The sequence below is a fragment of the Sulfurifustis variabilis genome, from assembly GCF_002355415.1.
GTDB lineage: Bacteria > Pseudomonadota > Gammaproteobacteria > Acidiferrobacterales > Sulfurifustaceae > Sulfurifustis > Sulfurifustis variabilis.
Genome location: NZ_AP014936.1, coordinates 2,679,473 through 2,706,225, shown reverse-complemented (window position 1 = coordinate 2,706,225; position 26,753 = coordinate 2,679,473). Strand labels below are relative to the sequence as shown.

The 26,753-nt window shown below is 69.7% G+C and carries 23 protein-coding genes and 1 pseudogene; 14 read left to right on the top strand and 10 right to left on the bottom strand.

Annotated features, from left to right (window positions below):
• Positions 1 to 46 precede the first annotated feature (46 nt).
• The 3 genes from SVA_RS13055 to SVA_RS13045 are packed head-to-tail and all read left to right on the top strand — an operon-like array spanning position 47 to position 4,897.
• Positions 47 to 496, top strand: a complete 450-nt coding sequence (locus SVA_RS13055) for a MarR family winged helix-turn-helix transcriptional regulator (RefSeq protein ID WP_096461640.1) — start codon at positions 47 to 49, stop codon at positions 494 to 496.
• Entirely contained in the window at positions 483 to 1,769 is a 1,287-nt protein-coding gene (locus tag SVA_RS13050; RefSeq protein WP_096461639.1) for a TolC family protein, read from the top strand. Before SVA_RS13055 ends, SVA_RS13050 begins: the two co-directional genes overlap by 14 nt.
• Positions 1,766 to 4,897, top strand: a complete 3,132-nt coding sequence (locus SVA_RS13045) for an efflux RND transporter permease subunit (RefSeq protein ID WP_096461638.1) — start codon at positions 1,766 to 1,768, stop codon at positions 4,895 to 4,897. Before SVA_RS13050 ends, SVA_RS13045 begins: the two co-directional genes overlap by 4 nt.
• Before the next feature lie 11 nt (positions 4,898 to 4,908).
• Here SVA_RS13045 and SVA_RS13040 read toward each other — a convergent pair whose 3' ends face one another.
• Positions 4,909 to 6,402 (bottom strand): MFS domain-containing histidine kinase, encoded by a 1,494-nt coding sequence (locus SVA_RS13040; protein WP_096461637.1) that lies wholly within the window; start codon positions 6,400 to 6,402, stop codon positions 4,909 to 4,911.
• Positions 6,403 to 6,865: 463 nt separating this feature from the next.
• Here SVA_RS13040 and SVA_RS13035 point away from each other — a divergent pair, with 463 nt between their 5' ends.
• Genes SVA_RS13035 through SVA_RS13020 form a run of 4 tightly spaced genes read left to right on the top strand, consistent with a single transcriptional unit; the run spans position 6,866 to position 11,531 of the window.
• Entirely contained in the window at positions 6,866 to 8,314 is a 1,449-nt protein-coding gene (locus SVA_RS13035; protein WP_096461636.1) for an efflux transporter outer membrane subunit, read from the top strand.
• Positions 8,311 to 9,597, top strand: coding sequence for an efflux RND transporter periplasmic adaptor subunit (locus SVA_RS13030; protein ID WP_096461635.1), 1,287 nt, complete (start codon positions 8,311 to 8,313; stop codon positions 9,595 to 9,597). Before SVA_RS13035 ends, SVA_RS13030 begins: the two co-directional genes overlap by 4 nt.
• A gap of 6 nt (positions 9,598 to 9,603) precedes the next feature.
• Positions 9,604 to 10,326: an ABC transporter ATP-binding protein gene (locus SVA_RS13025; RefSeq protein WP_096461634.1), complete on the top strand. Its 723-nt coding sequence runs from the start codon at positions 9,604 to 9,606 to the stop codon at positions 10,324 to 10,326.
• Complete coding sequence (locus SVA_RS13020) at positions 10,326 to 11,531, top strand: ABC transporter permease (protein WP_096461633.1); 1,206 nt, start codon at positions 10,326 to 10,328, stop codon at positions 11,529 to 11,531. The genes SVA_RS13025 and SVA_RS13020 overlap by 1 nt, the downstream gene beginning before the upstream one ends.
• A 47-nt stretch (positions 11,532 to 11,578) precedes the next feature.
• On the opposite strand, the gene SVA_RS13015 is transcribed toward SVA_RS13020, so the two are convergent.
• A complete protein-coding gene (locus SVA_RS13015; protein WP_148665474.1) occupies positions 11,579 to 13,039 on the bottom strand; it encodes a DUF5666 domain-containing protein in 1,461 nt (486 codons plus the stop codon).
• A complete protein-coding gene (locus SVA_RS13010; protein ID WP_096461631.1) occupies positions 13,021 to 13,833 on the bottom strand; it encodes a DUF6502 family protein in 813 nt (270 codons plus the stop codon). Before SVA_RS13010 ends, SVA_RS13015 begins: the two co-directional genes overlap by 19 nt.
• 476 nt (positions 13,834 to 14,309) lie before the next feature.
• On the opposite strand from SVA_RS13010, the gene SVA_RS13005 reads away from it, so the two are divergent.
• Complete coding sequence (locus tag SVA_RS13005) at positions 14,310 to 15,629, top strand: mechanosensitive ion channel family protein (protein WP_169924092.1); 1,320 nt, start codon at positions 14,310 to 14,312, stop codon at positions 15,627 to 15,629.
• On the opposite strand, the gene SVA_RS13000 is transcribed toward SVA_RS13005, so the two are convergent.
• Both SVA_RS13000 and SVA_RS12995 read right to left on the bottom strand, forming a co-directional pair.
• The gene (locus SVA_RS13000; protein ID WP_096461629.1) at positions 15,626 to 16,084 is read right to left on the bottom strand and encodes a bacteriohemerythrin; all 459 of its coding nucleotides are present in this window, start codon (positions 16,082 to 16,084) and stop codon (positions 15,626 to 15,628) included. The genes SVA_RS13005 and SVA_RS13000 overlap by 4 nt on opposite strands.
• Positions 16,085 to 16,148: 64 nt before the next feature.
• Positions 16,149 to 16,583, bottom strand: a complete 435-nt coding sequence (locus SVA_RS12995) for a bacteriohemerythrin (RefSeq protein ID WP_096461628.1) — start codon at positions 16,581 to 16,583, stop codon at positions 16,149 to 16,151.
• A gap of 149 nt (positions 16,584 to 16,732) precedes the next feature.
• Between SVA_RS12995 and SVA_RS12990 the strand changes: the two genes are divergently transcribed.
• Positions 16,733 to 17,383 carry a class II aldolase/adducin family protein gene (locus tag SVA_RS12990; protein WP_169924091.1) on the top strand — a complete coding sequence of 217 codons (651 nt, stop codon included), beginning with the start codon at positions 16,733 to 16,735 and terminating at the stop codon, positions 17,381 to 17,383.
• A gap of 67 nt (positions 17,384 to 17,450) precedes the next feature.
• Here the strand turns inward: SVA_RS12990 and SVA_RS20040 are convergent, their stop codons facing one another.
• Together SVA_RS20040 and SVA_RS12980 are read right to left on the bottom strand one after the other, a co-directional pair.
• Positions 17,451 to 18,014, bottom strand: a complete 564-nt coding sequence (locus tag SVA_RS20040) for a cupin domain-containing protein (protein ID WP_197703195.1) — start codon at positions 18,012 to 18,014, stop codon at positions 17,451 to 17,453.
• Positions 18,015 to 18,033: 19 nt separating this feature from the next.
• Positions 18,034 to 20,325 carry a PAS domain-containing sensor histidine kinase gene (locus SVA_RS12980; RefSeq protein WP_169924090.1) on the bottom strand — a complete coding sequence of 764 codons (2,292 nt, stop codon included), beginning with the start codon at positions 20,323 to 20,325 and terminating at the stop codon, positions 18,034 to 18,036.
• A gap of 210 nt (positions 20,326 to 20,535) precedes the next feature.
• Between SVA_RS12980 and SVA_RS12975 the strand changes: the two genes are divergently transcribed.
• Positions 20,536 to 21,339 carry a methyltransferase domain-containing protein gene (locus SVA_RS12975; RefSeq protein WP_096461625.1) on the top strand — a complete coding sequence of 268 codons (804 nt, stop codon included), beginning with the start codon at positions 20,536 to 20,538 and terminating at the stop codon, positions 21,337 to 21,339.
• Between the two features lie 69 nt (positions 21,340 to 21,408).
• Here the strand turns inward: SVA_RS12975 and SVA_RS12970 are convergent, their stop codons facing one another.
• From SVA_RS12970 to SVA_RS12960, 3 genes are all read right to left on the bottom strand, one after another.
• Positions 21,409 to 21,960 carry a YbhB/YbcL family Raf kinase inhibitor-like protein gene (locus tag SVA_RS12970; protein ID WP_096461624.1) on the bottom strand — a complete coding sequence of 184 codons (552 nt, stop codon included), beginning with the start codon at positions 21,958 to 21,960 and terminating at the stop codon, positions 21,409 to 21,411.
• A gap of 65 nt (positions 21,961 to 22,025) precedes the next feature.
• A complete protein-coding gene (locus SVA_RS12965; RefSeq protein WP_096461623.1) occupies positions 22,026 to 22,916 on the bottom strand; it encodes a helix-turn-helix transcriptional regulator in 891 nt (296 codons plus the stop codon).
• 62 nt (positions 22,917 to 22,978) lie between these two features.
• Complete coding sequence (locus tag SVA_RS12960) at positions 22,979 to 23,956, bottom strand: AraC family transcriptional regulator (protein WP_197703194.1); 978 nt, start codon at positions 23,954 to 23,956, stop codon at positions 22,979 to 22,981.
• 426 nt (positions 23,957 to 24,382) lie between these two features.
• Between SVA_RS12960 and SVA_RS12955 the strand changes: the two are divergent.
• From SVA_RS12955 to SVA_RS12940, 4 genes and pseudogenes are all read left to right on the top strand, one after another.
• Positions 24,383 to 25,434 (top strand): annotated as a pseudogene (locus tag SVA_RS12955) (class I SAM-dependent methyltransferase).
• 148 nt (positions 25,435 to 25,582) lie between these two features.
• Positions 25,583 to 25,891 (top strand): nucleotidyltransferase family protein, encoded by a 309-nt coding sequence (locus SVA_RS12950; protein WP_096461621.1) that lies wholly within the window; start codon positions 25,583 to 25,585, stop codon positions 25,889 to 25,891.
• Positions 25,881 to 26,216, top strand: coding sequence for a HepT-like ribonuclease domain-containing protein (locus tag SVA_RS12945; RefSeq protein WP_096461620.1), 336 nt, complete (start codon positions 25,881 to 25,883; stop codon positions 26,214 to 26,216). The genes SVA_RS12950 and SVA_RS12945 overlap by 11 nt, the downstream gene beginning before the upstream one ends.
• A complete protein-coding gene (locus tag SVA_RS12940) occupies positions 26,153 to 26,668 on the top strand; it encodes a class I SAM-dependent methyltransferase (RefSeq protein ID WP_096461619.1) in 516 nt (171 codons plus the stop codon). The genes SVA_RS12945 and SVA_RS12940 overlap by 64 nt, the downstream gene beginning before the upstream one ends.
• Positions 26,669 to 26,753 lie beyond the last annotated feature (85 nt).

Sequence of the window (26,753 nt, the reverse complement as noted above, 5' to 3'; positions counted from 1 at the left end):
AGTTAACAATGTTTACTATCGCCGCAGTCGACCCGCCCGGGAACTCGTGCCGACCGCCGCATCGGAAACCGACCGCGCCCTCAGCGGAGATCTCCTCGACGTCATTCCGCCCATCATCCGCGTGGTGCGCGCCGCCATGCGCGACCTCAAGACGTCGCGCCTCACCGTTCCGCAGTTCCGGGTGCTCGGGTTCGTGTCCCTGCAGCCGTGCACGAGCAAGCAGCTCGCCGAGTGGCACGGCGTGAGCGTGCCGGCGATGTCGCGCATGGTGAGCTATCTCGTGCGGCGAAAGCTGCTCGTGCGCCGGCCCGATGCCGCGGACCGCCGTCAGGTGCAATTGCGGCTGAGCGCCCAGGGCGAGGCGGTGTTCCGCCAGCTGCGGACCGCCATCGAGGCGCGGATCGCCCGACACGTCGCGGCGCTGGCGCGCTCGGACAAACGCGCCCTGGCGACGGGCCTGGCGGCCCTTCAGGAGCTGTTTCGTGAAGGCGCGTAAGGCGCTGCGGGCGACCGTCGTCGCGGCGGCCCTGACGGCGACGATGCCGCTCGTCGCGCGGGCCGGGGATTTGACGCTGGACGACTACTTCGCCGCCGCGCTCCGGCGCAGCGAGGTGGTGGCGAGCCAGGCGGAGCTGATCCGCCAGGCGGAGGAGCGCTACGTCCAGGCGAAGGCCGCGGTGCGCCCGCGGGTGGACGGCGTGGGCGCGTACACGCGCACGGACACCGGGGCGCGCGACGCCTCGGACTTCCCCACGCGCCAGACGCTCGCGCGCCTGACGGCCACGCAGCCCCTGTTCCGCGGTTTCCGGGAGTTCGCCGCCATCCGCCAGTCGCAGGCGCTCATCGGCGCGCAGACCGGGGATTACCTCAACGCGCGCGTGCAGCTGTTCCGTGACGTGGTTCAGAACTTCTACGAGGTGCTCGCGCTCGAGCAGGACCTGCGCAACTACGCCGAGCAGATCGGCCAGAACCGCGAGCGCGAGAAGGAGCTGCAGGGGCGGGTGCGCATCGGCCGCTCGCGCATCGGCGAGGTGCTGACGGTGCAGAGCACCATCAGCACGCTGCGCGCCCGGGTCGAGCAGCTGCGCGCCGAGCTCGCCACAGCGCGCGACGTCTTCGCGTTCCTGAGCGGCCTCCCGGCGGAGACGCCGCTGCTCGACATCGAGACCCTGCCCGCGCGGCCGGCGCCGCTCGAGGAATACCTCGAGCGCGTGGCGGCGCGCCCGGACGTGAAGGCGGCCGAGGGGCGCTTCCAGGCCGCGCAGGAGAACGTGGCCGTCGCCCGGGGGGCGCGCCTGCCGTCGGTCGATCTCAATGCCAACCGCTATCTCGAGCGCGACGGCACGCTCGAAGACGTGGATTGGGACGTACAGCTCGCGCTCACCGTGCCGCTCTACGCCGGGGGCGGGCTGCAGTCGCAGCTGCGCGAGGCGCTGTCGCAAAGCACGCAGGCCGAGCTCGATGCGAACCGCGTGCGGCGGCTCGCCGATCAGGAGATCCGCTCGTTCCACCAGATCGCCGTGCTGGACCGAAGCCAGCTCGAGGCGCTGCAGCGCTCCACCGACGCGGCGCGCAAGAACTACGAGACCCAGCGCCGCGACTATCGCCTGGGCCTGGTCACGAACCTCGACGTGCTGCAGGCCCTGACCGATTTCCAGGAGAATCAGCGCGCGCTCGACCGGGCGCGCTACATGGCCAAGCTCAACTACCTTCGCCTGGAGGCCGCGGCGGTGCGCCGCCCCGCGCTCCCCGAGGCCGACGCCCGATGAACCTGCCCGAGATCGCCATCCGCCGCCCGGTGTTCGCCTGGATGCTCATGGCGGGGCTGATCCTGTTCGGGTTGATCTCCGCGGACCGCATGGGGATCAGCCAGCTGCCCGACGTGGACTTCCCGGTCGTCTCGGTGCGCGTCGAGTGGCCCGGGGCCGCGCCGGAGGTCGTCGAGACCAACGTCGTGGACGTGATCGAGGACGCGGTCATGACGGTCGAGGGCGTGAAGAGCGTCACCTCGACCTCGCGCTATGGCGCCGCCTCGATCAGCGTCGAGTTCGAGCTGTCGCGCGACATCGCCGACGCCCAGCAGGAGGTGCAGAACAAGGTCTCGGGCGCACAGCGCTACCTGCCGGCCGACATCGAGCCGCCGGTGATCAGCAAGACCAACCCCGAGGACCAGCCGATCCTGTGGATGTCGCTCACGAGCGACCGGCACGAGCTGCGCGAGCTCATGCGCTACGTCAAGGACACGCTCAAGGACCGGTTCTCGTCGGTGTCCGGCGTCGGCGAGCTCGGCTACGGCGGCTACGTCGAGCCGAACCTGCGGGTGTGGGTCTCGGGGCGGAAGCTGCGCCAGTACGACCTGGCCGTGACCGACGTGCTCGACGCGATCAAGGCCGAGCACTCGGAGCTCCCGGCCGGGCAGTTGAGCCTCGGGCGCCAGGAGTACGACGTGCGCACGCTGGGCGAGGTCAAGACGGCCAAGGAGTTCGGGCATATCGTGATCAACCAGCGCGGGGGCCAGCCGGTCTACACGCGCATCCTCCTGAACCAGGTGGCGGAAATCGAGGACGGCCTCGACGACATCCGCCGCATCTCGCGCGCGAACGGCGAGCGCGCCGTCGGCATCGGCATCCGCAAGCAGCGCGGGGCGAACACCGTGGCGGTGGCGCATGCCGTCAAGGAACGCATGGCCGAGGTGCGCAAGCAGCTTCCGGAAGGGATGGAGATCGACGTCAACTTCGACAGCACCCAGTTCATCGAGGACTCGGTCGACGAGTTCAAGCTCGCGCTGGTGCTGTCGGCGCTGGTCACGGCGCTGGTGTGCTGGCTGTTCCTCGGGAGCTGGACCGCGACCCTGAACGTGATCCTCGCGATCCCGACCTCGATCATCGGCACCTTCATCGTCCTGTACTTCTTCGGCTTCACGCTCAATACCTTCACGCTGCTCGGCCTCAGCCTCGCGATCGGCATCGTGGTCGACGACGCGATCATGGTGCTCGAGAACATCGTGCGCCACCAGGAGAAGGGCGAGAACCGGGTGCAGGCCGCGCTCGTGGGCGCGCGCCAGATCACCTTCGCGGCGCTCGCGGCGACGCTCGCGGTCGTCGCGATCTTCCTGCCGGTGGCGTTCATGACCGGCGTGATCGGCAAGTTCTTCTTCCAGTTCGGCATCACCATGACGGTCGCCGTGCTGCTGTCGCTGCTCGAGGCGCTGACGCTCACCCCGATGCGGGCCTCGCAGTTCGTGACCGCCGGCAGCCGCACCACGCGCATCGGCCGCGCCGCGGACTTCGTGTTCCACGGCGTGGCCGCGGTCTACCGCCGGGTGCTCGCCGTGGCGTTGCGCCATCCGTGGTCGGTGATCGCGATCTCGGCCCTGTTCTTCGTGGGCTCGATGTGGACGATGAACCTGCTCAACAAGGAGTTCATGCCGGTGCAGGACCAGAGCATCTTCATCGTGCGGATGCAGACGCCGGTGGATTCCTCGATGGAGTACACCGACGCCAAGGCGCGCGAGGCCGAGAAGTTCCTGGCGGGCCGGCCGGAGGTGCGGCGCTACATGGTGGCGGTCGGCGGTTTCGGCACGGGCGGCCAGTCGAACCTGGCGAACATCTTCGTCAGCATGAAGCCGAAGGGCGAGCGGGGCATCGACCCGGAGGCCGGCCACGAGCTGAGCCAACAGGAGCTGATGGCGCTCACGCGCAACGCGCTGCGCAAGCTCGACCTCAAGGTCTCGGTGCAGGACCTCTCGCAGCGCGGCTTCACCGCCTCGCGCGGCTTCCCGGTCGAGATGGCGGTGCAGGGGCGCGACTGGGACAAGCTGGTGGAGTACTCCGACGCGATCATCCGGAAGCTCGACGCCACCGGCCTCGTCACCGACACCGACAGCGATTACCTGCTCGGAAAACCGGAGGTGCAGATCCTGCCCGACCGGGTGCGCGCCGCCGAGCGTGGCGTGAGCGTCCAGGCGATCTCCCAGACGGTCAACGCGCTGGTCGGCGGCGTCGTCGCCGGGCAGTACTCCTCGGGCGGCCGCCGCTACGACGTGCGGGTGCGCCTGCGCGAGCAGGAGCTCGACCGCATCGACCAGATCAAGCGCCTGACCGTGCGCAACAACCGCGGCGAGCGCATCCCGCTGTCCGAGGTCGTCCAGATCCGCGAGGGCAAGAGCCTGGCGCAGATCAACCGGCACGACCGCGAGCGCGCGATCAAGATCTTCGCGAACGTCGCGGCCGGGAAGTCGCAGCAGGAGGCGCTGGCGCGCGCGCGGGAGATCGCGCGGGAGGTCCTGCCGCCGGACTACCGCGTGCGTTTCGTCGGCGGCTCGCAGGCGTTCCAGGAGTCGTTCCAGAGCCTGTGGTTCGTGCTGATCCTCGGCGTGATCGTGGCCTACATGGTGCTGGCGTCGCAGTTCAACAGCTTCGTGCACCCGTTCACGGTGCTGATGGCGCTGCCGTTCAGCGTGTCCGGCGCGTTCCTCACGCTGCTCGCCTTCGGCCACTCGCTCAACATCTTCAGCTTCATCGGCCTGATCCTGCTCATGGGCATCGCGAAGAAGAACTCGATCCTGCTGGTCGACTTCACCAACCAGATGCGCGACCAGGGTCTCCCGGTGCGCGCGGCCCTGCTCGAGGCGTGCCCGATCCGGCTGCGCCCGATCCTCATGACGTCGTTCGCGACGATCGCCGCCGCGCTGCCCCTGGCGCTCGCCTTCGGCCCGGGGGCCGAGCTGCGCGCGCCGATGGCGATCGCCGTGATCGGCGGCGTGTTCGTCTCGACGCTGCTCACGCTGCTCGTCGTGCCGTGCGTGTACGAGTTGCTCGCGCGCTTCGAGCGCGAGCGCGGCGCCGTCGAAACGCGGCGGCGGGAGATCGTCGAGGCCACGAAGGAAGTGGCCTAGCGCGGCCCGTCTCAGCTCAGCGCCCGCTGTCCGCCCGGGCCCGCGTCGTCCCGCGCCGCGGTGGGCGTCCGCCCGGGCCGCGGGACCACGATCCAGAATACCGACCCGCGGCCGACCCGCGAGCGCACGCCGACATCGTGCCGCAGCAGCTGCGCGGTGCGCGCCACGATCCAGAGGCCGAGCCCCAGTCCCTTGTCGAGCAGCTGCTGGCGCTCGCGCAGCCGGTAGAACGCGCCGAACACCTCCGCGAGCTTGTCCTCCGGGATCCCGAGCCCGGTGTCCCACACTTCGACGCGGATGTGGTCCCTGCGGGTCCGGCAGCCGATGAGAATCTCGCCGGTCATCGTGTGCCGGATGGCGTTGATCACCAGGTTGCGCAGCATCCGGCTGAACAGCACCGGGTCGGTGGAGACCGAGGTCCCGGGACACGGGCGCGTGCGCAGCTGCAGACCTTTCTTCTGCGCCGCGATCCGGCATTCCTTCGCGATCGGATCGATGAGGCTCTGCAGGGCGCACTCCTGCACGGCCGGCTTCACCATTCCGGTCTCCAGCGCCGAGAGGTTCATCAGCGTATCCAGCAGCTCCTGCGTGCTGTCGAGGATCGACGTCAGCTGCCGCGCGATGTCCTGCTGTCTCTCGGCGGTGAGCTCGCGCTTCAGCACCTCGAGGTAAAGCCGCAGGCTCTGGAACGGCTGGCGCAGGTCGTGGCTCGCCGCGGCCAGGAAGACCGACTTCGCCGCGTTCGCCTCCTCGGCCTCGGCCCGCGCCTGCCGCTCGGCCGCTTCCGCCCGCTCGCGCTCCGCGATCTCGTTCGTCAGCTTTTCGTTCGCGAGGCGCAGTTCGCGCGTGCGCGCCTGCACGCGCTGCTCGAGGTTCTGAAGGAGGCTCTTCAGCTCGTCCGAGAGCCGCGCGCGGTCCTGCTGCAGGGTCAGCGCCGACGTGAGCACCGCGTGCTGGTTGCCGGCGAAGAGGGAGAGGGCGAGCGCGTAGATGAGCACCATGCCGCCCATGACCGTGTGCACGAACGTCCCTTCGAGAAAGAACCGGCCCGCGAGGGGAAGCACGCTCGGGAGCAGGTAACCGTAATAGACGGGCAGCGAGTAGGAGAGGCCGGCGGCCGCGCCGGCCGCCATGCCCCCGATCACGAAGGCCACGAAGACCTGGTGGAACGGCTCCTCCGGGAAGAGGACGAATGCGCCGACGCCCCACAGCGTCCCGGAGACGACCGAGCCGGACACGGTGCGCCTGCGCCAGAGGCCCAGGCGATCGGCGGTCAGCGGTTCCGTGCGGGAGAGTCGCCACCACGCGAGCAGGCGGACGCTCGAGAGCGTGACCAGCGCGAGCCACCAGAAAACGAAGAGGTCGCGCGCCTGGACGCGGGACAGGACGAGCGCGAGCAGCGTGGCGTTGGCGATGTTGACGATCAGCGCCACCGGGATCTGCTTGAGCAGCAGGCGCGTGCTTTCGGCACGAACCCGCGCTTCCTGCTCCCCGGATGTGGCCATTGGGTCCTCTGCGCTTCCTGCGCGGAGCACGTGTTTACACCCACGATTCTAGGGTTCGCGCGCCGATGGGACACCAGCGACTTCGGACGGACGGGCATCCCGGGGGGTCCGCCGGCTATAACGCTTGCGCCGGCAGGGTCGGGAGCCACGCCGCCCGTGCCCTTCGGGGCCACGCGTGCGGATCGTGGGTGGGACACCCTTCATCGGTTAGACAGGCCGGAGTCGCGCAACCGTCCCTTGTCCTGCGTCAAAGCAGTGAATCCCCTGGCCCCCTAGGCTGGTTACCGCATGGGCCGACGGCCGGCGCGGGGCGGAAATCGGGGCCGCTCGACGTTGCCGATCGTTACAAAGCGACGGGCGCGCGACACACGCCCGTTACGCGGCATCCGTAACCTGCGGTTCGAACGGGACGGGCCGCCGGCGCCGACAGTTCCCCCGTAAACCGTCCCGGTTTCGAGAGGCGATGCGACTGGTATCGAGGTTCTGCGCGGTCGGGGCGCTGCTCGCGCTGGGTGGATGCGTGACGGTCGGTCCGGACTACGCGCCGCCTGCGACGCAGGCTCCGGAAGCGTGGCGCGCCGGGGCCGCGGCCGGCGCGAGCGCGGCGCCGACCGACCCGGCGACGCTCGCCCGATGGTGGTCCGTGCTCCAGGACCCGGTCCTGACGCGCCTGATCGAGCGCGCGGCGAGCGGCAGCCTCGACCTGCGCCAGGCGCAGGCGCGCGTGCGCGAGGCGCGGGCGCGGCGCGGCATCGCGAGCGCCGACCGCTTTCCGACGCTCGCGGCGGCGGCGTCGGCGAGCCGCGTGCGCGGCAGCGAAGAGACGGGCACCGGCGCGACGACCGAGCTCTACGCCGCGGCCTTCGATGCGCGCTGGGAGCTCGACCTCTTCGGAAGCAAACGGCGCGCGCTCGAGTCGGCCACGGCCGGACTGGAGGCGAGTGTCGCCGACGCGCAGGACGTGTACGTGAGCCTGCTCGCCGAGGTGGCGCTGAATTACGTCGAGGTGCGCTCGTTCCAGACCCGCCTCGCGATCGCCGAGGCGAATCTCGGCACGCAGACGGAGACCTACGACATCACGCGCTGGCGCGCGCAGGCCGGTCTCACCACGGAGCTCGACGTGCAGCGCGCCCGCTTCAATCTCGAGCAGACGCGCGCGGAGATCCCGTCGCTCCGGAGCGGGCTCGAGCAGGCGAAGAACCGTCTCGCGGTGCTGCTGGGAGAACGGCCCGGCGCGCTGGCCCCGGAGCTGGACGCGCCCGCGGCGATCCCGGTCGTGCCGGCCGAGGTGGCCGTCGGGGTGCCGGCCGATGTCCTGCGGCGCCGTCCCGACGTCCGCGCCGCCGAGCGGAGACTCGCCGCGCAGACCGCGGAGGTGGGCGTGGCGGCCGCCGCCCGCTACCCGGGCTTCGCGCTGCTCGGGTCGATCGGCCTCGAGGCGCTGACCGGCTCCCGGCTCTTCACCTCGGCCGCGCGCACGAGCACGGCCGCCGCGAACGCGAGCTGGACGGTCTTCGACGCCGGGCGCCTGCGCCGGAACGTCGAGGTGCAGGGCGCGCTCGCCGAGCAGGCGCTGATCGGCTACGAAGCGGCGGTCTTGACGGCCCTGAACGACGTCGAGAACGCGCTCGTCGCGTTCGGCGAGGAGCAGGCACGCCGCGCGGCGCTCGTCGACGCGACGCGCGCGGCCGAGCTCGCGGCGAACCTCGCGACCCAGCAGTACAACGCCGGGCTGATCGACTTCCAGGTGGTGCTCGACGCGCAGCGCTCGCTCCTGTCGCTGCAGGACCGGCTCGCCGCGAGCGAGGGCGAAGTGAGCTCGAACCTGATCCGGCTGTACAAGGCGCTGGGCGGAGGGTGGACCCCGCTGGCGGCGGCCGACGCGGCGGCGAAGGAAGGAGAAGCACGATGAACGAGCTGAACGTGAATGGCGAGGTCGCCCAACAGCTCGGCGTCGACGCCGGGAGCGAGCGCGCGCGGCGCCGCCGCCGCTGGCTCGGCTGGGGGGCGCTGGCGGCGGTCCTCGCGACGGCGGCGATCGCGTGGACCCTGATCGGCGACGGCACGGAGGTGCAGTACCGGACGCAGCCCGTGCAGCGCGGCGATCTGACCGTGACGGTGACCGCGACCGGAACGCTGGAGCCGACCAACCAGGTCGACGTGGGCAGCGAGCTCTCCGGGATCGTCAAGACCGTCGACGTCGACTACAACGAGCGGGTGAAGGCCGGCCAGGTGCTGGCGCGGCTCGACACCACCAAGCTCGAGGCGCAGGTCCGGCAGTCCGAGGCCGCGCTCGCCTCGGCCGAGGCGAAGGTGCGCCAGGCGCAGGCGACCGCGAAGGAAGCCAAGGCCACGCTCGCGCGACTCGCCCAGGTGCGCGACATCAGCGGCGGCAAGGTGCCGTCGCCGAGCGACTTCGACGCGGCCGAGGCGGCGCTCGAGCGGGCGCAGGCGGACGAGATCGCCGCCCGGGCGGCCGTGGCGCAGGCGCAGGCGACGCTGCGCGCGAACCGCACCGACCTCGCGAAGGCGGTGATCCGCTCGCCGATCAACGGCATCGTGCTCGCGCGTTCGGTCGAGCCCGGCCAGACGGTGGCGGCGGCGTTCCAGGCCCCGGTCCTGTTCACCATCGCCGAGGACCTGGCGCAGATGGAGCTGCAGGTGGACGTGGACGAGGCCGACGTCGGGCGGGTGCAGGAGGCGCAGGAAGCGGCGTTCACCGTCGACGCGTATCCCGACCGGCGTTTTCCCGCCCGCATCACGCGCGTGCACTTCGGCTCGCAGACCGTGGAAGGCGTCGTCACGTACGAGACCGTGCTCGCGGTCGACAACTCGGCGCTGGCGCTGCGTCCCGGCATGACGGCGACCGCGGTGATCACCGTCGAGAAGATCGACGATGCGCTGCTCGTCCCCAACGCCGCGCTGCGCTTCACCCCGCCCGCCGCCGGCGCGCCGGATGCGGCGGACGACCGCAGCATCATCCAGCGGCTCCTGCCGCGGCCGCCGCGGACGCCCTCGCGGCTCCCGGCGGCCGAGGTGAAGGGCAGGACGCAGCGCGTCTGGGTGCTGCGCGAGGGCGCGCCCGAGCCCGTCGAGATCGCCATCGGCTCCACCGACGGCGTCATGACCGTGGTGACCGGCGGCCCGCTCGAGGCGGGCACCGCCGTGGTGACCGACGCCGTGAGCGCGAAGTGAGCGGACATGCTTGAAAGCGGCAACGGCGGCTCCGGCCTGATCGCCCTCGAGGGCGTGACCAAGGTGTACGGCAGCGGCGCCGCCGCGATGCCGGCGCTGCGCGGCGTAGACCTGCGCATCGACACCGGCGAGTTCGTCGCCGTCATGGGACCGAGCGGGTCGGGCAAGAGCACCTGCATGAACATCGTCGGCTGCCTGGATACCCCGACCGCCGGCCGCTACCGCTTCAAGGACGTCGAGGTCGGGGGGCTCTCCCGAAACCAGCGCGCGCTCCTGCGGCGCTACTACCTGGGCTTCGTGTTCCAGGGCTACAACCTGCTCGCCCGCACGTCCGCGCTCGAGAACGTCGAGCTGCCGCTGATCTACCGCGGCGAGCCCGCGGCCGGGCGGCACGCCCGGGCGCGCGCGGCGCTCGCGGCGGTCGGGCTCACCGGATGGGAGGACCACACGCCCGGCGAGCTCTCGGGCGGCCAGCAGCAGCGCGTCGCCATCGCGCGCGCCATCGTCACGCAGCCCGCGGTGCTCCTCGCCGACGAGCCGACGGGCAATCTCGACTCCGCGCGCAGCCGCGAGATCATGGACATCCTCGTCGGGCTGAACCGCGACCACGGCATCACCATCGTCATGGTGACGCACGAACCGGACATGGCGGAGTACGCGGCGCGCGTCGTGCGTTTCCACGACGGGCGCGTGGCGGCCGACGAGCGCCGGGCGGGGAGGGTGGCCTGATGCTCGGGAACGCCTTGCTGCTCGCCCTGCGCGCGATCCGGCGCAACTCGCTGCGCTCGTTTCTCACGGTCCTCGGCATCGTCATCGGTGTCGCCGCGGTCATCATCATGGTGACCCTCGGCGGCGGCGCGACCGCCCAGGTGCGCGAGCAGATCGCGAGCCTCGGGAGCAACCTGCTGATGATCACGCCCGGCAAGCGCCTGGGCCCGGGCATGAGCGCCGGCGCCGCGAGCTTCAGGCTGGCCGACGCCGAGGCCATCGCGCGCGACGTGCCGGACGTCGCGGCCGTCGCGCCGGCGGCCAGCCGCTCGGTCAAGGCGATCTACGGCAACGAGAACTGGTCGACGCTCGTCAGCGGCAGCACGGAGGCGTACTTCCCGGTGCGGAACTGGACGGTGAAGGAAGGCCGGCTCTTCACGGAGGGCGAGGTGCGCTCCGGTGCGGCGGTGTGCGTCATCGGGGAGACCGTGCGCGCCAAGCTCTTCGGCGGCCAGAGCCCGGTCGGCAGCCAGATCCGGCTGGAGAAGCTCTCGTGCGACGTGATCGGCCTGCTCGCCCCGAAGGGCCAGTCCACGATGGGCACCGATCAGGACGACATCGTCGTCGTGCCGCTGCGCACCTTCCAGCGCCGCATCGCCGGCAACGAGGACGTCGGCGTCCTGCAGGTCTCGGTGCGGGAGGGCGCCGCGACCGCGCGCGTGCAGGAGGACATCGAGCGGCTGATGCGCGCGCGCCGCCATCTCTCGGCCGGCGAGGACAGCGACTTCAACGTGATGGACATGAAGGAGGTCGCGCAGATGATCTCCGGGACGACGAAGGTGCTGACCGCGCTCCTCGGCGCCGTCGCGGCGGTGAGCCTGCTCGTCGGCGGCATCGGGATCATGAACATCATGCTGGTCTCGGTCACCGAGCGCACCCGGGAGATCGGCATCCGCCTCGCGATCGGCGCGCTCGAGCGCGAGGTGCTGCTGCAGTTCCTGGTCGAAGCCGTGGTGCTGTCGTCCCTCGGCGGCCTGCTCGGCATCGCGATCGCGCTCGGGACCTCGCTCCTGCTCGCCGGCGCCCTGCAGGTGCCCTTCATCTTCGACGCCGGGATCGTGGTCGTCGCGTTCCTGTTCGCCGCGGCGGTCGGGGTGGTCTTCGGGTACTTTCCGGCGCGCAAGGCCGCCCGGCTCGACCCCATCGAGGCGCTGCGGCACGAGTAGGGGTTGTCACCCTCTCCCGTCGAGGGAGAGGGCGCGCAACGCGCCGGCTAATCCTCGAGCTCGACTTCGCTCCAGCGCACCGTGCCGTCGCCCTCCAGCAGGCCCTCGGCCTCCACCAGATCGTAGAGCGACAACGCGGCGAAGAACTGTTCCGGAGCAAGCGGCTGCCCGGCCGCATCGCGCAGGACGGTCCCGGCCGTATCGATCTCCACGCCGAGGATGACGAGCGCGGAACCGGCGATCGCGCCGACCGGGCCCTGCAGCTCGACCTTGGTTTTCTCCGGATCCACGTCCTTCTCTTCGATCTTCGAGGCGACGACGCGGCCGCCGGTCACGCGCGCACGTATCTTCACGCGATCGTCCGGGGCGATCGCCTTGCCCGGATCGAACCCGTCGATGCGGGTGAGGGGGTTCCGGTAAACGGCGATCTCCGGGAGCCCCTTCAGCGTGAGGCTGCCGTCGTCGTACACGGCGGCGACCGCGGACTCGAGCGCGATGCCGTCGCGGAACTCGACCTTGTCGGCGGTCAGCAGGCCGGCCATGAGGGCGCCCTCGACTTCGAGTCGGGTACCGACCGCGACATCGGTGACGAGGCCGCCCTTGAAGAAGGTCGCGGCGGTCGTGACGAAGCGCTGGTTGCCGATGACGAAGTCGTTCGGTCCGTTCACGGCCGTGACGAAGCCTTCGATCTCCGCCGCTTCCGCGTCGGGCACGCCGATGCCCTCGACCTCCGGCCCGACCCGGGTCGCCACGAGCGCGCCGGCGGGCCCGAAGCTCGAACCGTTCGCCGCGACGTACGACCCGTTCGCGGGAACGCCGCCCGGCAGATCGCCGGTGTCGGCGGAGGCGTAGTCGACCGTCAGGGAGCCGAGGCGGAAGGTCCTGCGGCCTTCGTTCAGCCCCTCGACGGTCCCGGTCACCCCGATCGCCATGCCCGGCTGGAACGCATCCGCCTTCCATTCGACATAGGTCGCGTGGATGCGGTCCTGTTCGTCGACGAGGCCGCTCACCTCGATCACGTTGCCGGTCGTCAACCCTCCGAGGCCCGTTCCGCGGAAGACGGTCTGTCCGTCGAGGATCACCGTCTGACCGAGCACCGTCGCCCGTCGCGTGTTCGCGTCGACGTCGGCGAGATCGCCGATCGGTCCCGCCAGGTTCCGGCCGTACGTGATCCGGCTCGCGTTTCCGGTCGAGCCGCCGGGGTCGATCGTCCCTTCCACCCGGATCACCATGCCCTCGGCGAGGCCGCGGCGCGGGTCCGACATCGGATCGGGTCCCGGCAGGCCGTCCAGGAGGACGGCGGCGCTCGTCGTGTCGAACCGGACGCCGTTGACGAACACGCTCCCGAACCCGGTCACGCTGCCGTACGCGATGCCGGTACCGCCCGTGCCGCCGTCCGCGACGCTGCTCTCCTCGACGCCGGCTCCGCATCCGGCCAGGACGGCGGCCGCGATCATCCCCCATGCCCGGCGCCTGCACGCCGCAAGCGTCATCTGGTTTTTTTCCATGTGCGGTCCGACAGATCTTCCTCGAAATAGAAGAGACCCAGTCCGGCACGCGTCCGGCCGGTGCCTTTCACGCGCGGGTTCATGTCGCGGTCGTGGCGCGACAGCCATTTGTCCAGATGCTCCACGAGATGCTGCGCCTGCTCGGCGCAGAGCTGCCGGAACTCGGCAATCGCTTCCTTCGGCAGGTTGTCGTACATCACCTTCCGCTGGAAGAAAGGGTTCCACTCGCCCTGCTGCAGGTTGTGGTCGATGGTCGTGATGAGGTCCGCGACGTCGGTGCCGAGTATGGCGATCTTGTCGAGGTCGCTGGTGCGGGGCACGTAGGCGCGCGACATGAGCTCGACCCGGCCGTCCGCGAGGCGCCGGACGGTGCCGACGCGCAGGAGCTCGTCCAGCACGGCCCGCGCCGGAACGTCGCCGCTGTATCGCTTCACGAGCATGCCGAAGCCCGGGTTCCCGTCCATCGCCAGCCTGGCCGGCGATCCGTTCTCGTCGGCGAAGTCGGCGTCGCGGACCCAACCGGCCACGACGCGCGCCGCACGGTTGTAGCGCTCACGCGCCTGCGGATCGTCGAACGATCCGCGGTTCAGGACGCGCTGGACGTCCTTGCGCGTCAGTCCGGTCAGGACGGCGACGCGGGAAATGGTCTGCGGCCTCCCTTCGATCCCGAATTCGTTCATGCCGATCTCGACGTAGAGCCGCTTCGCGACCTGGGCGAAGCTCTTGAAGCTGAACCCATGGCGCAGGAGTACCCGGACGAGCGGCCGCAACGCCGCGTAAAGGGCCGAGGACACCGCGCCGGCGAGCCTGGATTGCGTGTTCAGGGCGTGTTCCTGTCGACTGTGACCGGGAGAGAACCGCTGCTTGCGCGAAACGACGCGGCGCCGTCCCTGTCCCGCACCGGCGGTTCGGAGTAACGGCTAGTCTTCTAGCGGTTTTGGGAAAAAAGGCACATGGGTCGTTTTGCCCAAAACGGCAAAGACCTTTGCGCGAACGCTGCATCGCGTGATTGCCGCCGGGCAGGGCGGGCCGAACCGGCGATCCGGTTCGCGGGCCATCCGCAAAAGAGCGCGCATCGGACCGGCCCGAAACGGCGGTTTTTCCGAGCGAACCCGGGGGCGGCGGAACCGATCCCGACGGGCGTCGCCGGCTGGCTTTCCGGCTGGTGGCGCCCGAAAAAGGGCACGCCCGGCCGCCGACTATACTCCCGCCTATGGCTCGCCTCTCCGCCTCGCAGGACGCAGGTCCCGTACCGCTCACCGAACTTTTGATGTCGCTCTGGCCCCGCCTGCAGGAGCCGGCCATGTGGTGGCAGCTCGGCGTGCTCCTGAGCGGCCTCGTCCTGGCGCTCTGGCTGGGACAGCGTCTGCAAAGCCGGCTCCAGGCGGCCGTCGGCCCGCCAACCAGGGACGGGCTGCGGCGGGTGGCGGTGCGTACCGGGGCGCTGGTGACGGTGCCCCTTCTATTATGGTTGTGGCTCCTCGCCGGCAGCGCGCTCCTGCGCCAGGCGCTCGGCATCCGCGGCGACCTGCTGCATTACCTCATCCTCGCCGTCGGCGCCTTCACCCTGGTGCGCATGGGCGTGTTCGTCCTGCGCCACACGTTCAGCCCCGGCAGCCGGCTCAAGGCGTGGGAAGGGGCGCTCACGCTCACGATCTGGGGACTGCTCGCGCTGCACATCTTCGGCTGGCTGCCCGTGGTGAGCCGGGCGCTCGACGAGTACGGGATGCAGGTGGGCGCGACGCGCGTCTCGCTCCTCACCGTCACCAGCTTCGCGCTCTCGATGGCGCTCCTGCTGATCCTCTATCTCTGGATCGTCAAGGCGCTCTCGATGCGCATCCGGCGCACGCAGAACCTCGACGCGAGCATGAAGGCGGCGGCGATCAAGCTCACGAAGCTCGTGCTGCTGACGTCGGTCGTGGTCGTGGCCCTGGTGACGGCCGGCATCGACATCACCACGCTCACGGTGATCGGCGGCGCGCTCGTCGTCGGCGTGGGCCTCGGCCTGCAGAAGACGGTCAGCAACTACGTGGCCGGTTTCGTGCTGATCTTCGAGGAGTCGGTGCGCCCGGGCGACGTGATCACGGTGGGCGATACCTTCGGCATCGTGCAGGAGCTGAACTCGCGCCACGTCGTCGTGCGCACGGGCGACGGCCTCGACGTGCTGGTGCCGAACGAGGAGCTCGTGACCAACCGCATCACGAGCTGGTCCTACGGCGACCGTAACGTGCGCCTGCGCGTTCCCGTGCAGATCGGCTACGACGTCGACCCCGACGAGGCGATCGCGCTGCTCGAGGAGATCGGCCGCTCCGAGCCGCGCATCCTGCCGGCCCCGGCGCCGCAGGCCTTCGTCATCGGCTTCGGGGACAACGGCGTCAATCTCGAGCTGATGATCTGGATCGGCGATCCGGAGAGCGGCATGCTCGACCTGCGCTCGCGCCTGCACCGGAAGATCTGGCGGGCGTTCAGGGACCGGGGGATCACCATCCCGTACCCGCAGCGGGTGGTGAGGGTGGAGACGGCCGCGGGGCGGCCCGCGGGAGAGGACCTGGACCGGCCGCCTCTGCCCCGCGCCAGCGGGGAGAGTTAGGTTTCCGTTTCGGCGGTCGCCGCGCCCGCGCCGGCGCGCCGGGGACCCCGCGCAGCCAGGAACCGCGCGGCGTCGGCGTCCAGCGTGGTGATGTGGTGGATCATCCAGGCGGGCAGGGTCCGCTCGAGGTAGCGGGCCAGCGTCCGCTCGTCGCGGTCGCTCCGCCACGCATCATATATAGAGCGCGCCTCGGCGAGCACCCGATCGTGCTCCGCCTTGTGCGCCGGGTGCGCCGGGAACCCCGCCCCGACCATCTGCTGTTCCTCCCGGGCGAAGTGCGCGCGCATGTGCTCGATCAGGGTCTCGAGCGAGGTATCGATCGTCTCGGGCGCCAGCTCGCCGTCCGCCACGGCGTCCAGCCGGTTGAGGAGCGTGATGAGGAGCTCGACCTCCTCATAGTGCACCACGTTCATCTCTTCCAGCTCGACCTTCGGGATCTGGTCCTTCTTCAGCATCGGTTACCTCGGAAACGCATCGCGGCGCGCCGGCCCTGCGGCCGTTCGGTCGCGCGGCGGCGAACTAGCTCGCCGTTCGGTACGGTTCGCCCTGCGACGCCAGGAAACGCGCGGTGACGGCGTCCATCGTCGTGACGTGCTGGATCATCCAGGCGGGGAACGTGCGGCGCAGATAGGTGTACAGCGCCGCTTCGTCCCGCCCGGTCAACCACGCCTGATATATGAAATGCGCCTCCGCCAGCGCGCGGTCGTGCGCCGCCTTGTGGACGGCATAGGCCGGGAATCGCGCCTCGGCCATCCGTTCCTCCTCGCCGGCGAAGTGGTTGCGCATGTGCTCGAGCAGGGCGGCGAGCGGGGCGTCCAGGGCCCGCGGCGGCAGCTTGCCTTCGGCGACGCCGTCCAGCCGGTTCAGGAGCTCGATGAGGAGGTCGACTTCCTCGTCGTGAACCGCGTTCATCTCATCGAGAGCGACCTTCGGGATCCACTCTTTGTCGAGCATCTCGGCACCTCACGGGAACGCGCTTGGCGGGGCGTCCGCACCGCGTACTTAACTGCATCCGGACGGAAAGCGACTTGACGCGGATCAAGAGGATGGCCGGTCGCCGCCGTTTAGGCTTCGCTTCCGGCCCAACGGCCGAAGGAGGCGCGATGAGAGACGTTCCCAACGAGGTTTACGACCGGTTCGTCGAGGCGTGCCATGACGTCGACCGGCGCGGCCTGCTGCGCTGCAGCTGCGGCAATCTGTCGCTGCGCGTCGATGCCGCGCGCATGCTGATCACCGCCACCGGAAGCTGGATGGGGAAGCTCACCCGCGAGCAGGTCGCGGTCTGCCGCATCGCGGACGGCGCCGTGCTGAACGGCAGGAAGCCGAGCAGCGAAGTCGGCTTCCACGCGGGCATCCTCCGGAGCCGCGCCGACGTGAACGCCGTGCTGCATTTCCAGACCCCGTTCGCCACCGCGCTCGCGTGCCGGCCCGCCGATGCGATCGACTACGCCGTCATCCCGGAGATCCCGTTCTACGTCGGGCCGGTCGCCCGCGTTCCCTATCTCCTGCCGGGTTCCGCGGAGCTCGCCGCGGCGGTCACGGAAGCGATGCGGGAGCACGACATGGTGATCATGGCGAACCACGGCCAGGTGACCGTGGGCGCGGACCTCGACCGCGCCATCCAGAACGCCGAGTTTTTCGAGCTGGCCTGCCAGGTCGTCCTCATCAACGGCCCGTCCCTGACGACGCTTCCGCCCGAGGCCATCCAGCAGATCGGGGCGCTCCGCGCGGGGACCGGACGCCGCGGGGTGTGATGCGGGCAGGAAGCCCGAGAAAACGCGGGCAGCCAGGAAGGCGAAGGCGGGTGTAGGGCCGTTCGGGTCAGTCGTAGCCGTACAGCCAGCGCGTGGCGCCGGCGTGGACGTTGCGCACCGTGTGCGTCGCGCCGCGCGGGATGTAGAGCTCGTCGCCGGCTTCGAGCGCGTACGCTTCGCCGTGCACCAGCACTTCGAGCCGGCCCTCGACGACCGTGATCAGCTCGTCCGCGTCGTGCACGTCGTCGCGCCACTCGCACCCGGGCGGGTCGGTGAAGGCGCCGCACGAAAACCCGCGTTGTATCCAGTCGCGCGCCACCTCGCCGTGATCCACGGGGCGCCGGAACCTGTCGCGGGTGACGTACTCGTCCGATGGCGCCTCGACCGGAAGTCGCCCGGTGAGCATGCCGTACAGGCGGTCCTTGAGGCGCACGCGCCGGCGCTTCAGCGCCCCGGTGTATTCGTCCGACGGCGTCTCGATGTCCCGCTCGATGCGGCAAACCTCGTCGTCGACCTCGCGGTACTCCTCGTAGAGATCGCGGAATCGCGCGCTCGCGAGCTTGAGCTCGTGGATGCGGTGCCTGAGGTCGGGAAACTCGCGGGCGAGGTCGCGATGATGTTCGGTGTCCATGCGGGGGCTCGGTCGGCGGCTACATGCCGACCGCGCGCGGCAGCACGAAGCAGACGCGTACGCGCTGGCCCAGGGCCGGCTCGGCCCAGATGCTGCCGCCGTGGGCTTCGACGACCGAGCGGCAGATGGAAAGGCCCAGCCCCGCGCCGCGCCGGTCGCGCCCCGCCTGCCAGAACGGCTTGAACATCGTCTCGAGCTGCTCGGGCGGCAGCGCCGGCCCGGTGTTGGCCACGGAGAAGCGCACGGTGCCGTTGGTTCGTTCGGCGGCGAGCGTGATGCGACCGGGGGGCGTCGTGAACTTCATCGCGTTGTCGAGCAGGTTCGCGAGCACGCGCAGGATGCGGTCGGAGTCGGCGGCGACCATCGGCAGCTCCTCCTTGACGTCGAGCACGAGCTCGAGCCGCTGGCGGGCGGCCAGCGGCCGCGCCGCGTCGGCCGCGCGCCCGAGCAGACCCGACGGCGCGACCGGGGCGAAGCTCAACATCGACTGGCCGCCGTTCCCCGCCACCGCGATGGCCAGCAGATCGTCCACCAGGCCGGCCATGCGTCGCGACATGTCGACCAGCGATTCCGCCAGCTGCTGCACGGGCTCGCCGCCCGGCAGCATGCGCGCCTTCCGCTCGGCGGCGGTCGCCGCCACCATCAGCGCGTTGAGGGGATTGCGCAGGTCGTGCGAGACGATCGCGAGGATCTCCTCCCGGTCGCGCACCGCCTGGCGCAGTTGCTCCTCGACGCGCATCAGCGAGGTGACGTCCTCGTTGACCGCGACCGCGCCCACGATCTCGCCGGCGTCGGAGCGGATCGGCGCCGCCCAGTTGATCACCGTCTTGAAGGAGCCGTCGAACGTCTGGATGCGGATCAGCTCGCTGTGCGAGGTTTCGCCGTAACGGACCGCGCGCGAGGCGGCCCATTCCTCGGCCTCGATCGGCTCGCCGGTCTCGGCCCACCAGGCCCTGTACTCCGGGTAGCCCTCGACGCCGACGTACCGGACACCGCCCCAGATGCGCTCGCCCGCCGGATTGGCGAGCGTGATGTTGCCCTCCCGGTCCGTGATCCACACGCCGACCGGGATGAGATCGATGACCGCGCGCATCAGCTGCTCGCTGGCGCGCTGCTTCTCCTGCGCCTCGTGCAGCGCCGTGATGTCCTCGATCACCACGATGCCGCCCGCGATCTCGCCGTTCTCGTCGCGCAGCGGCGCCGCCGAGTGGAGGATCGTCTTGAGCGCGCCGTCGAAGGACTGGATGCGGACGAGCTCGCCGCGGGACGTCTCGCCGCGCTTGATGGCCCGCGTCATCCCCCATTCGTCGGTTTCGAACGGCTTCCCGGTGTCGACGTGCCAGGCCTTGTACTCGCCGTATCGCTCGAGGGTAACCAAACGAGTGCCGCCCCAGATCCGCTCGCCCGCCGGGTTCGCGCGCACGAGGCTACCAGTCCTGTCGGCGACGTAGACCCCGACGGGAAGGATGTCGAAGATGCTCTGAAGCAGGCGCTCGTTGGCGCGGACCGCCTGCTCGAGGCGCATGTGCTCGCTCATGTCCTGGAATGCGCCGACGACGCCGACCACGCGTCCGTCGGCGTCCTTGAGCGGCGCGGCGCTGACGAGCACCGGCACCCGCGAACCGTCCGGCCGCACGTACAGGTACTCCTCGCCGATCACGGTTTCGCCGTCGCGCATCACGCGCGCCGACACGATCCGATCGGGGGGAACCGGTCTGCCGTCGGGAAAGTGGATGCCGCTCGCGTACTGCGCGCTGCCTCGGTCGGGCAAGAGCGTCATGCCGAGCAACGCCTCGGTCCGACGATTGAAGTACACCTGCCCGTCCGGTCGAAACAGCATCACCGCAAGCGGCAACGTCTCCACCAGGGTGCGCAGCCATTGCCGGTCGGACTCGGTTTTCTGGAGCAGGGTGTCGCGCTCGGCATCGTTCGCCTTGCGCTCCGAGATGTCGCGCGCGATCGCCTGCAAATGCCCGTCGGGGAGGAACTTCGCGTGCACCTCGAGCGCGAGCCAGGTCCCGTCCTTGCGCCGCGCCCGCCATTCGCCGACGTGCGCGTTGCCGCGAAGCATCTCCTCTTTTACGCTGCCGACGCGATCGAGGTCCTCCTCGGACACGAGGTCCATGACCGTCATCCCGATGATTTCCTGGCAGCCATACCCCAGCAGGCGGCAGCCCGCCTTGTTCACGAAAGTGATGCGAAGCGCGGGATCGGTGACGAAGATGCCGTCGGGCGCGAGGTCGACGAGGGCGCGCAGCGTGGCCGGGTCGGGCGCATGCCCTGGCTCGGCGGGCTGCTTGACGTCGTCCATTGCGCAGATCATACAGGACGGTGTCGCGGGCTCGACGCGCGATGGGCAGCGCATAAACCGTGGGCCGTCCATGGGTAAGACTGCGCGGTCGGGCGACGGTACTCTGTCCGTGCGGTCGCACGCATCAGGCGGCTCGAGGGTCGCCCGCGCCCGCCGGTCGTAGCGCCCGACGAATCGAACTACCATTTCCGGAAAGAAGGGAGACACGACATGGGCGATTCCCCATCGCAGGAGCAGATCGCCGCGGCGCGCGCGTACGAAGCGTTGATGGTGCCCGCGCTCTTCGGGCAATGGGCGAAGACGGTGCTCGATGCCGCCGGAGTCCGTCCGGGCCAGCGCGTGCTCGACGTCGCGTGCGGGACCGGCGTCGTCGCCCGGGAGATCGCCTCCCGCCACGCCGCGGCCGACCTCGTCATCGGGCTCGATCCCAACCCCGGCATGCTGGCGGTGGCGAGGCAACTCGCGCCCGCCGTGCATTGGCGGCAGGGCGTCGCCGAGTCGCTGCCGTTCCCGGACCGGTCCTTCGACGCCGTCGTCAGTCAGTTCGGGCTGATGTTCTTCGACGATCGCATCCAGGCCGTGCGCGAGGCGCTGCGCGTGCTGGTTCCGGGAGGGCGCGCCGCGATCGCGGTGTGGGATGCGCTCGACCGGATACCGGCGTACGCCGCCGAGGTAGCGCTGCTCGAGAGGATCGGCGGCCGGCAGGCGGCGGACGCGCTGCGCGCGCCGTTCGTGCTCGGCGACCGCGACGCGCTCGCGGCGTTGTTCGCGAATGCCGGCGCGACCTCCGTCGCGATCGACACCCGACCGGGCACGGCGCGATTCCCGAGTGCCCGGGTCATGGTCGAGGCCGACCTCCGCGGCTGGCTGCCCGTCATGGGCGTCGTCCTCTCCGAGGAACAGGTCGCCGCGATACTCGAGGAATCCGAACAGGTCCTTGGGCCGTATATCGCTTCCGACGGAACCGTCGTCTTCGATCTGTCGGCGCACATCGTCACGGCGACGAAGGCGTAGCGCCCGAACGTCGGTGACAGGGCGCCGGCCCGGCGCCCGGCCGACTGCCGGGCACCGGATCCGAGCCGCTTACCGTCCGTAGCGGGCGTTCAGTACGGCCTTCTTGATGAGATTCTGGTGCAGGTAGAAGCCGACCATCGCGGCCGGCGCGTTCTCATCGAGCGGCAGCGTCTCCGTTTTCAGCGCATAGACCGTGAACTGGTAACGATGCGGCTTGTCGCCGGCCGGCGGACACGGCCCGCCGTAGCCCGGCTTGCCGAAGTCCGTGCGGCTCTGGATGCTGCCGGCCGGCAGCTTGTTCGACTGCGCGTCGCCGGCGTTTCTCGGAAGCTGCTTGGTGCTCGCCGGGATGTTGAACACCACCCAATGCCACCAGCCGCTGCCGGTCGGCGCGTCCGGGTCGTACACCGTCACGGCGAAGCTTTTCGTGTCGGCCGGCGCGCCGCTCCACGATAGAGCGGGGGAGAGGTTGGCCCCCTGGCAGTCGAATCCGTTGAAGACGTGCTGCTCGGAAACGGTGCCACCCTCGCGGATGTCCGGACTGGTGAGCGTAAAGTCCGCGGCAAGCGCGCTCTGGGTGCAGAAAAGGCCCACGACAGCGGCCGGAATCAGTTTTTTCATCATGATCTCCAATGGGATTAACCGTGTGCGCAGCCTCATGGCTGCGTGGAGGTCATGATGGCAGCTCAGGTCTGCCGGGGATTGCCGGAACCGGTCACAGTGCGTTCGGATTCGCTCGCGGATTCGCGAAACCGCTTCGGCGGAACGCCGAAACGCTTGTGGAAGTTGCTGGTGAAGCGCGATACCGACTGGTAGCCGCAGTCGTACGCGATGCGGTAGACCGGCAGCGACGTCTGCATGAGCTGCATGAGCGCCGTCGACAGGCGCAGCTCCTGAAGCAGCGCCCGAAAGCTTGCGTCCTCGCGCTTGAGGTTGCGGCGCAGGGTGCTCTCGGTGGTCGCGAGGCGTGCGCGCACCTCGGCCAGGTCCCAGGAGTGGGCGAGATCGGTCGCGAGGACCGCACGGACCCGCTGGCTCCAGCTCTCGCGGTGGAGCGAGTAGGACAGCAGCGCGGGGTTCTTGGTCGCGAGCAGCAGCAGGATCTCCATCAGCCGATGGTTCAGCAGGCGCGGGTTGCCGACCGTCGTGAGGTAGTGGCGAATCGAGGCATACAGCGTCTCGTCCGGCGCGAACGTCAGCACACCGGCCCCGTCGCGCTTGACCTCGTAGAGCAGGTTGTGCGAGCGCATCAGCCGCTCGAGGTGCTCGATCTTGAACGGAATGAGCAGCGCGGTATAGCGCCTGCTCACCGGGTCCGGCTCGTTGCGCAGGTCGATGCTGGAGGGCGCCGGAACGGTCGCCAGGAAACCGGTCTCGACCGGGATGGGGCGTCGATCCTGGAACAGCGTCTTGCGGCCGGACAGCACGAGAATGAGACACGGGTCGTAGAACGGGACGTGCTTCAGGTGCACCGCGCGGGCGCAGGAGATGAAGCCGAGGTCCTGCACGGCGCGCTTTCCGTCCGCGCCGGAGATCAGCGACTCGACACGCCGCGCGATTTGTCTGAGCTCGTCCATTGCTTTCCTCCGACGCTGCCGAATGATCGCACCCCGAGCCGGCGCGGGCTATCCGCAAACGCTCACGTCATATCCCGATTCGTTCGCTGCCGCCGCCACGTCGCGGGCGGCACGCCCATGCAGCGCTTGAACGCGCGCGTGAGGGACGCCTCCGACTCGTAACCCACCTCGTCGGCAATCTGGAGTATCGACTTGTTGCTGTTGAGCAGCTCCTGCGCGGCGACCTGCATGCGCCAGTTGGCGAGGTACTGCATCGGCGGCACGCCGATGATCTCGACGAACCGGTCCGCGAGCGCCGAGCGCGAGAGGCCGATCGCGCGCCCGAGCTCGTCCACGGTCCACGGATGCCGGAGCTTCCCGTGCAGGAGCGCGAGGGCGCGCGAGACGTACGGATCCTTGAGGCCGGCGAGCCACCCGGTCTGGCCCTCGGGCAGCGACTCGGCATAGCGCCGGATCGCCTCGACGAAGAGCAGCTCGGAGAGCTTGGCGAACACCGTCTCCGAGCCCATGCGGCCGGCCGCGATCTCGTCCGCGGCGTAGCGGAAGGTGCTGCGGATCCAGTCGGCCGAAGGGCCATCTTTATAGTCCAGGCGCAGCAGCGGGGGGAGCGTGCTCAGGACCGGGTTCGCCTGCATCCGGTCCCCGGCGAGGAACCCGCACACCATCCGGGTGCGCGTCCCGCCGCCGCCGTCGATCCGCACCGTCAGCATGCCGCCGTCGCCCGAGCGCTGCACCACCCGCTCGCTCGGCGTCGGCGGCACGGACAAATCGCTGCCGATCAGGTGAAAGTCGTTGTGCGGAAAGAGCACGAGCTCGCCCGCCCCGAGCTCCTGCATCGGCCCGCCCTCGACCCGGACACGCATGCGGCCCTCGAGCAGGTAGTGGTAGGGGATGATGTCGGTCACCTTCTCCCCGAGAAACGGCACGCACGTCTCGGGCAGGAGCCGCGTGCTCAGGCACCACGGGTCCGTGAATTCCCCGTGCAGGTAGACGCCGCCCTTCAGGCGCGTCGTGCGCAACACGTCGGACAACGCATCCACCGCAAGAACCTCCGTCGATAAGCCGCGCCGGCCCGACTCCCCCTCTCCCCTTGTGGGGGGGGCGAGCCGGAGATCTGCGAACGATCCAGCGAATCGTTCGCCCGGCGAGCGGGCAACCAGGGACGGTTGCCCCGGGCTTTCCCGCGAAGCAGGAAGCATAGCGGGAAAGGCAAGGGGAGAGGGGGCGCCCATCCAAACGCCGCCGCTCCCGAACCGCGCAGCGAACCAACTCCCCCTCTCCCCTCGCGGGAGAGGGGAAGGGGAGAGGGGGCACTCATCGAAGCGCAGCTGGCAAAGAACAGCAGCCTCCCGGCGTCCCGGTCAAGAGATGCGGCGCATCGGCCATGGGGCCGGCGCCCCGCTCACGCCATAGTGCGCGCCGGAAAGAAGACGATCTTGACGAACCCTCGCAAGGAGACGAACGCCATGAACGAACAGAAGCTGAACGACTTCCTCGGCCGGGTCATGAACGACCTCGGCGGCGCCTACGCCATCGGCCTGGTGCAGATCGGCTCGCAGCTCGGCATCTACAAGGCCCTGCACGAACGCGGTCCGATGACCTCCGTCGAGCTCGCGCAGGCCACGGGCCTCGCGGAGCGGTATCTCCGCGAGTGGCTGTCGGCCCACGCCGCCGCCCGCTACTTCGAATATGATCCGACGACGAAGCGCTTCGCGCTACCCCCGAGCACGCGCCCGTGCTCGTGGACGAGACGAGCCCGTACTACGTCGTGGGCGCCTTCGACTGCGCCGCGGGGTACGTCGAGAACCGGCCCAAGGTGCAGGCGGCCTTCCGGACCGGCGGCGGCGTCGCCTGGGGCGACCAGCCCGGGTGCGTCTTCTGCGCCATCGCCCGGTTCTTCCGCCCAGGCTATGAAGCGAACATCGTCGAGAAGTGGCTCCCCGCGCTCGACGGCGTGGTGGAGAAGCTGAAAGCCGGCGCCCGCGTGGCCGACGTGGGCTGCGGCCACGGCTTCTCGACGCTCATCATGGCCGACGCCTTCCCGAACTCGGAGTTCATCGGCTTCGACTTCCACGACGCCTCGATCGAGGAGGCGAGAGGGCACGCGAAAAAGCACGGCGCGGGCGACAACGTCCGCTTCGAAGTCGCCACCGCCAAGGACTTCCCGGGCAAGGACTACGACCTCGTCACCTGCTTCGACGCCCTGCACGACATGGGCGACCCCGCCGGCGCCGCGCGTCACATCCACCAGGCGCTCAAGCCCGGCGGCGCGTGGATGATCGTCGAGCCCTTCGCCCACGACGCCCTCGAGCAGAACATCAACCCGGTCGGCCGCCTCTACTATTCCGCCTCGACGCTGGTCTGCGTGCCCACCTCGCTCAACCAGGAAGTGGGCACGGCGCTCGGCGCGCAGGCGGGGGAGGGGAGGCTGCGGGAGGTGGCGAAGTCCGGCGGGTTCCGGCAGTTCCGCCGGGCGGCGGAGACGCCGTTCAATCTCATTCTGGAGGCGCGGCACTGAGGCTTTCCGAATCCGCTTGTTGTCGGGGCCCGGCTCACTCCCGGGCCCCATTACGCGCCTTTGCCCTCGAGGTGATGTTTTTTCATCCCGGGACCCGCGCGGGCAGGCGTGTTATCGGTTATCTTTAGCTTTAATCGAGGACCCGGTTATGCATCCGCTCATCGCTGAACAGCACTCCGCCTTGGAGGATCTATGTCGGCGGCACCAGGTCCGCCGGCTGGCGCTCTTTGGTTCGGCGGCTACCGGCAAGTTCGAACCGGGCCGGAGCGACCTCGATTTCCTGGTCGAATTTCATCCGCTTTCGCCGGCAGAGCGCGCGGATGCCTATTTCGGACTTCTTCTGGCACTCCAGGACCTGTTCCACAGGCCTATCGACCTCGTTGAAGAAGGGGCAAGCGACAATCCCTATTTCCTGCGATCGGTCGAGCGGTCCAAGGCTCTGCTCTATGCAGCCTGAAGTACAGAAGTATCTCTACGACATTCGGGAGGCCTGCCGAAAGCTGGAGACTTTCACGAAAGGGCGATCGCTGGAGGATTATCTCTCGGACGAAATGCTGCGATCGGCCGTGGAACGCCAGTTCGAAGTCGTGGGCGAAGCGCTGAGTCGACTGCATAAAGTGGACGCCGATCTCGCCGAACGCATCCCGGATTACCGCCGCATCATCGCTTTTCGCAATATCCTAATTCATGGGTACGCCACGATTCGCAACGACACCGTTTGGGGCGTCGTGCAAACCGATCTGCCTGTTCTCTCTCGTCTGGTCAAAGAGCAGTTGAAGTAGTCGCGATCGGGCCAGGCGTCGGCCTACGACGCGAGAATGTCGAGAGGTCGACGTGCTCGCAGCGCGTCCGCTTCGAAGTCGCCACCGCCAAGGACTTCCCGGGCAAGGACTACGACCTCGTCACCTGCTTCGACGCCCTGCACGACATGGGCGACCCGGCCGGCGCCGCGCGTCACATCCACCAGGCGCTCAAGCCCGGCGGCGCGTGGATGATCGTCGAGCCCTTCGCCCACGACGCCCTCGAGCAGAACATCAACCCGGTCGGCCGCCTCTACTATTCCGCCTCGACGCTGGTCTGCGTGCCCACCTCGCTCAACCAGGAAGTGGGCACGGCGCTCGGCGCGCAGGCGGGGGAGGGGAGGCTGCGGGAGGTGGCGAAGTCCGGCGGGTTCCGGCAGTTCCGCCGGGCGGCGGAGACGCCGTTCAATCTCATTCTGGAGGCGCGGCACTGATCGCGACCGGTGTAACCGCGCACGCCCGGTCGCGCCGGTCCCGCTTCGCCTTAAAAATAGATCTGCCTCTGTCCTCCTGTCCCGA

Bases quoted from the DNA above. Each gene is read 5' to 3' on its own strand.
- SVA_RS13030 (WP_096461635.1), top strand. From the start codon at position 8,311: ATGAACGAGCTGAACGTGAATGGCGAGGTCGCCCAACAGCTCGGCGTC.
- SVA_RS12975 (WP_096461625.1), top strand. From the start codon at position 20,536: ATGGGCGATTCCCCATCGCAGGAGCAGATCGCCGCGGCGCGCGCGTAC.
- SVA_RS12995 (WP_096461628.1), bottom strand. From the start codon at position 16,583: ATGCTCGACAAAGAGTGGATCCCGAAGGTCGCTCTCGATGAGATGAAC.
- SVA_RS13020 (WP_096461633.1), top strand. From the start codon at position 10,326: ATGCTCGGGAACGCCTTGCTGCTCGCCCTGCGCGCGATCCGGCGCAAC.
- SVA_RS12980 (WP_169924090.1), bottom strand. From the start codon at position 20,325: ATGGACGACGTCAAGCAGCCCGCCGAGCCAGGGCATGCGCCCGACCCG.
- SVA_RS13045 (WP_096461638.1), top strand. From the start codon at position 1,766: ATGAACCTGCCCGAGATCGCCATCCGCCGCCCGGTGTTCGCCTGGATG.
- SVA_RS12970 (WP_096461624.1), bottom strand. From the start codon at position 21,960: ATGAAAAAACTGATTCCGGCCGCTGTCGTGGGCCTTTTCTGCACCCAG.
- SVA_RS13040 (WP_096461637.1), bottom strand. From the start codon at position 6,402: ATGGCCACATCCGGGGAGCAGGAAGCGCGGGTTCGTGCCGAAAGCACG.
- SVA_RS12965 (WP_096461623.1), bottom strand. From the start codon at position 22,916: ATGGACGAGCTCAGACAAATCGCGCGGCGTGTCGAGTCGCTGATCTCC.
- SVA_RS13025 (WP_096461634.1), top strand. From the start codon at position 9,604: ATGCTTGAAAGCGGCAACGGCGGCTCCGGCCTGATCGCCCTCGAGGGC.
- SVA_RS13005 (WP_169924092.1), top strand. From the start codon at position 14,310: ATGTCGCTCTGGCCCCGCCTGCAGGAGCCGGCCATGTGGTGGCAGCTC.
- SVA_RS13035 (WP_096461636.1), top strand. From the start codon at position 6,866: ATGCGACTGGTATCGAGGTTCTGCGCGGTCGGGGCGCTGCTCGCGCTG.
- SVA_RS12945 (WP_096461620.1), top strand. From the start codon at position 25,881: ATGCAGCCTGAAGTACAGAAGTATCTCTACGACATTCGGGAGGCCTGC.
- SVA_RS13000 (WP_096461629.1), bottom strand. From the start codon at position 16,084: ATGCTGAAGAAGGACCAGATCCCGAAGGTCGAGCTGGAAGAGATGAAC.
- SVA_RS12990 (WP_169924091.1), top strand. From the start codon at position 16,733: ATGAGAGACGTTCCCAACGAGGTTTACGACCGGTTCGTCGAGGCGTGC.
- SVA_RS13015 (WP_148665474.1), bottom strand. From the start codon at position 13,039: ATGGAAAAAAACCAGATGACGCTTGCGGCGTGCAGGCGCCGGGCATGG.
- SVA_RS20040 (WP_197703195.1), bottom strand. From the start codon at position 18,014: ATGGACACCGAACATCATCGCGACCTCGCCCGCGAGTTTCCCGACCTC.
- SVA_RS12950 (WP_096461621.1), top strand. From the start codon at position 25,583: ATGCATCCGCTCATCGCTGAACAGCACTCCGCCTTGGAGGATCTATGT.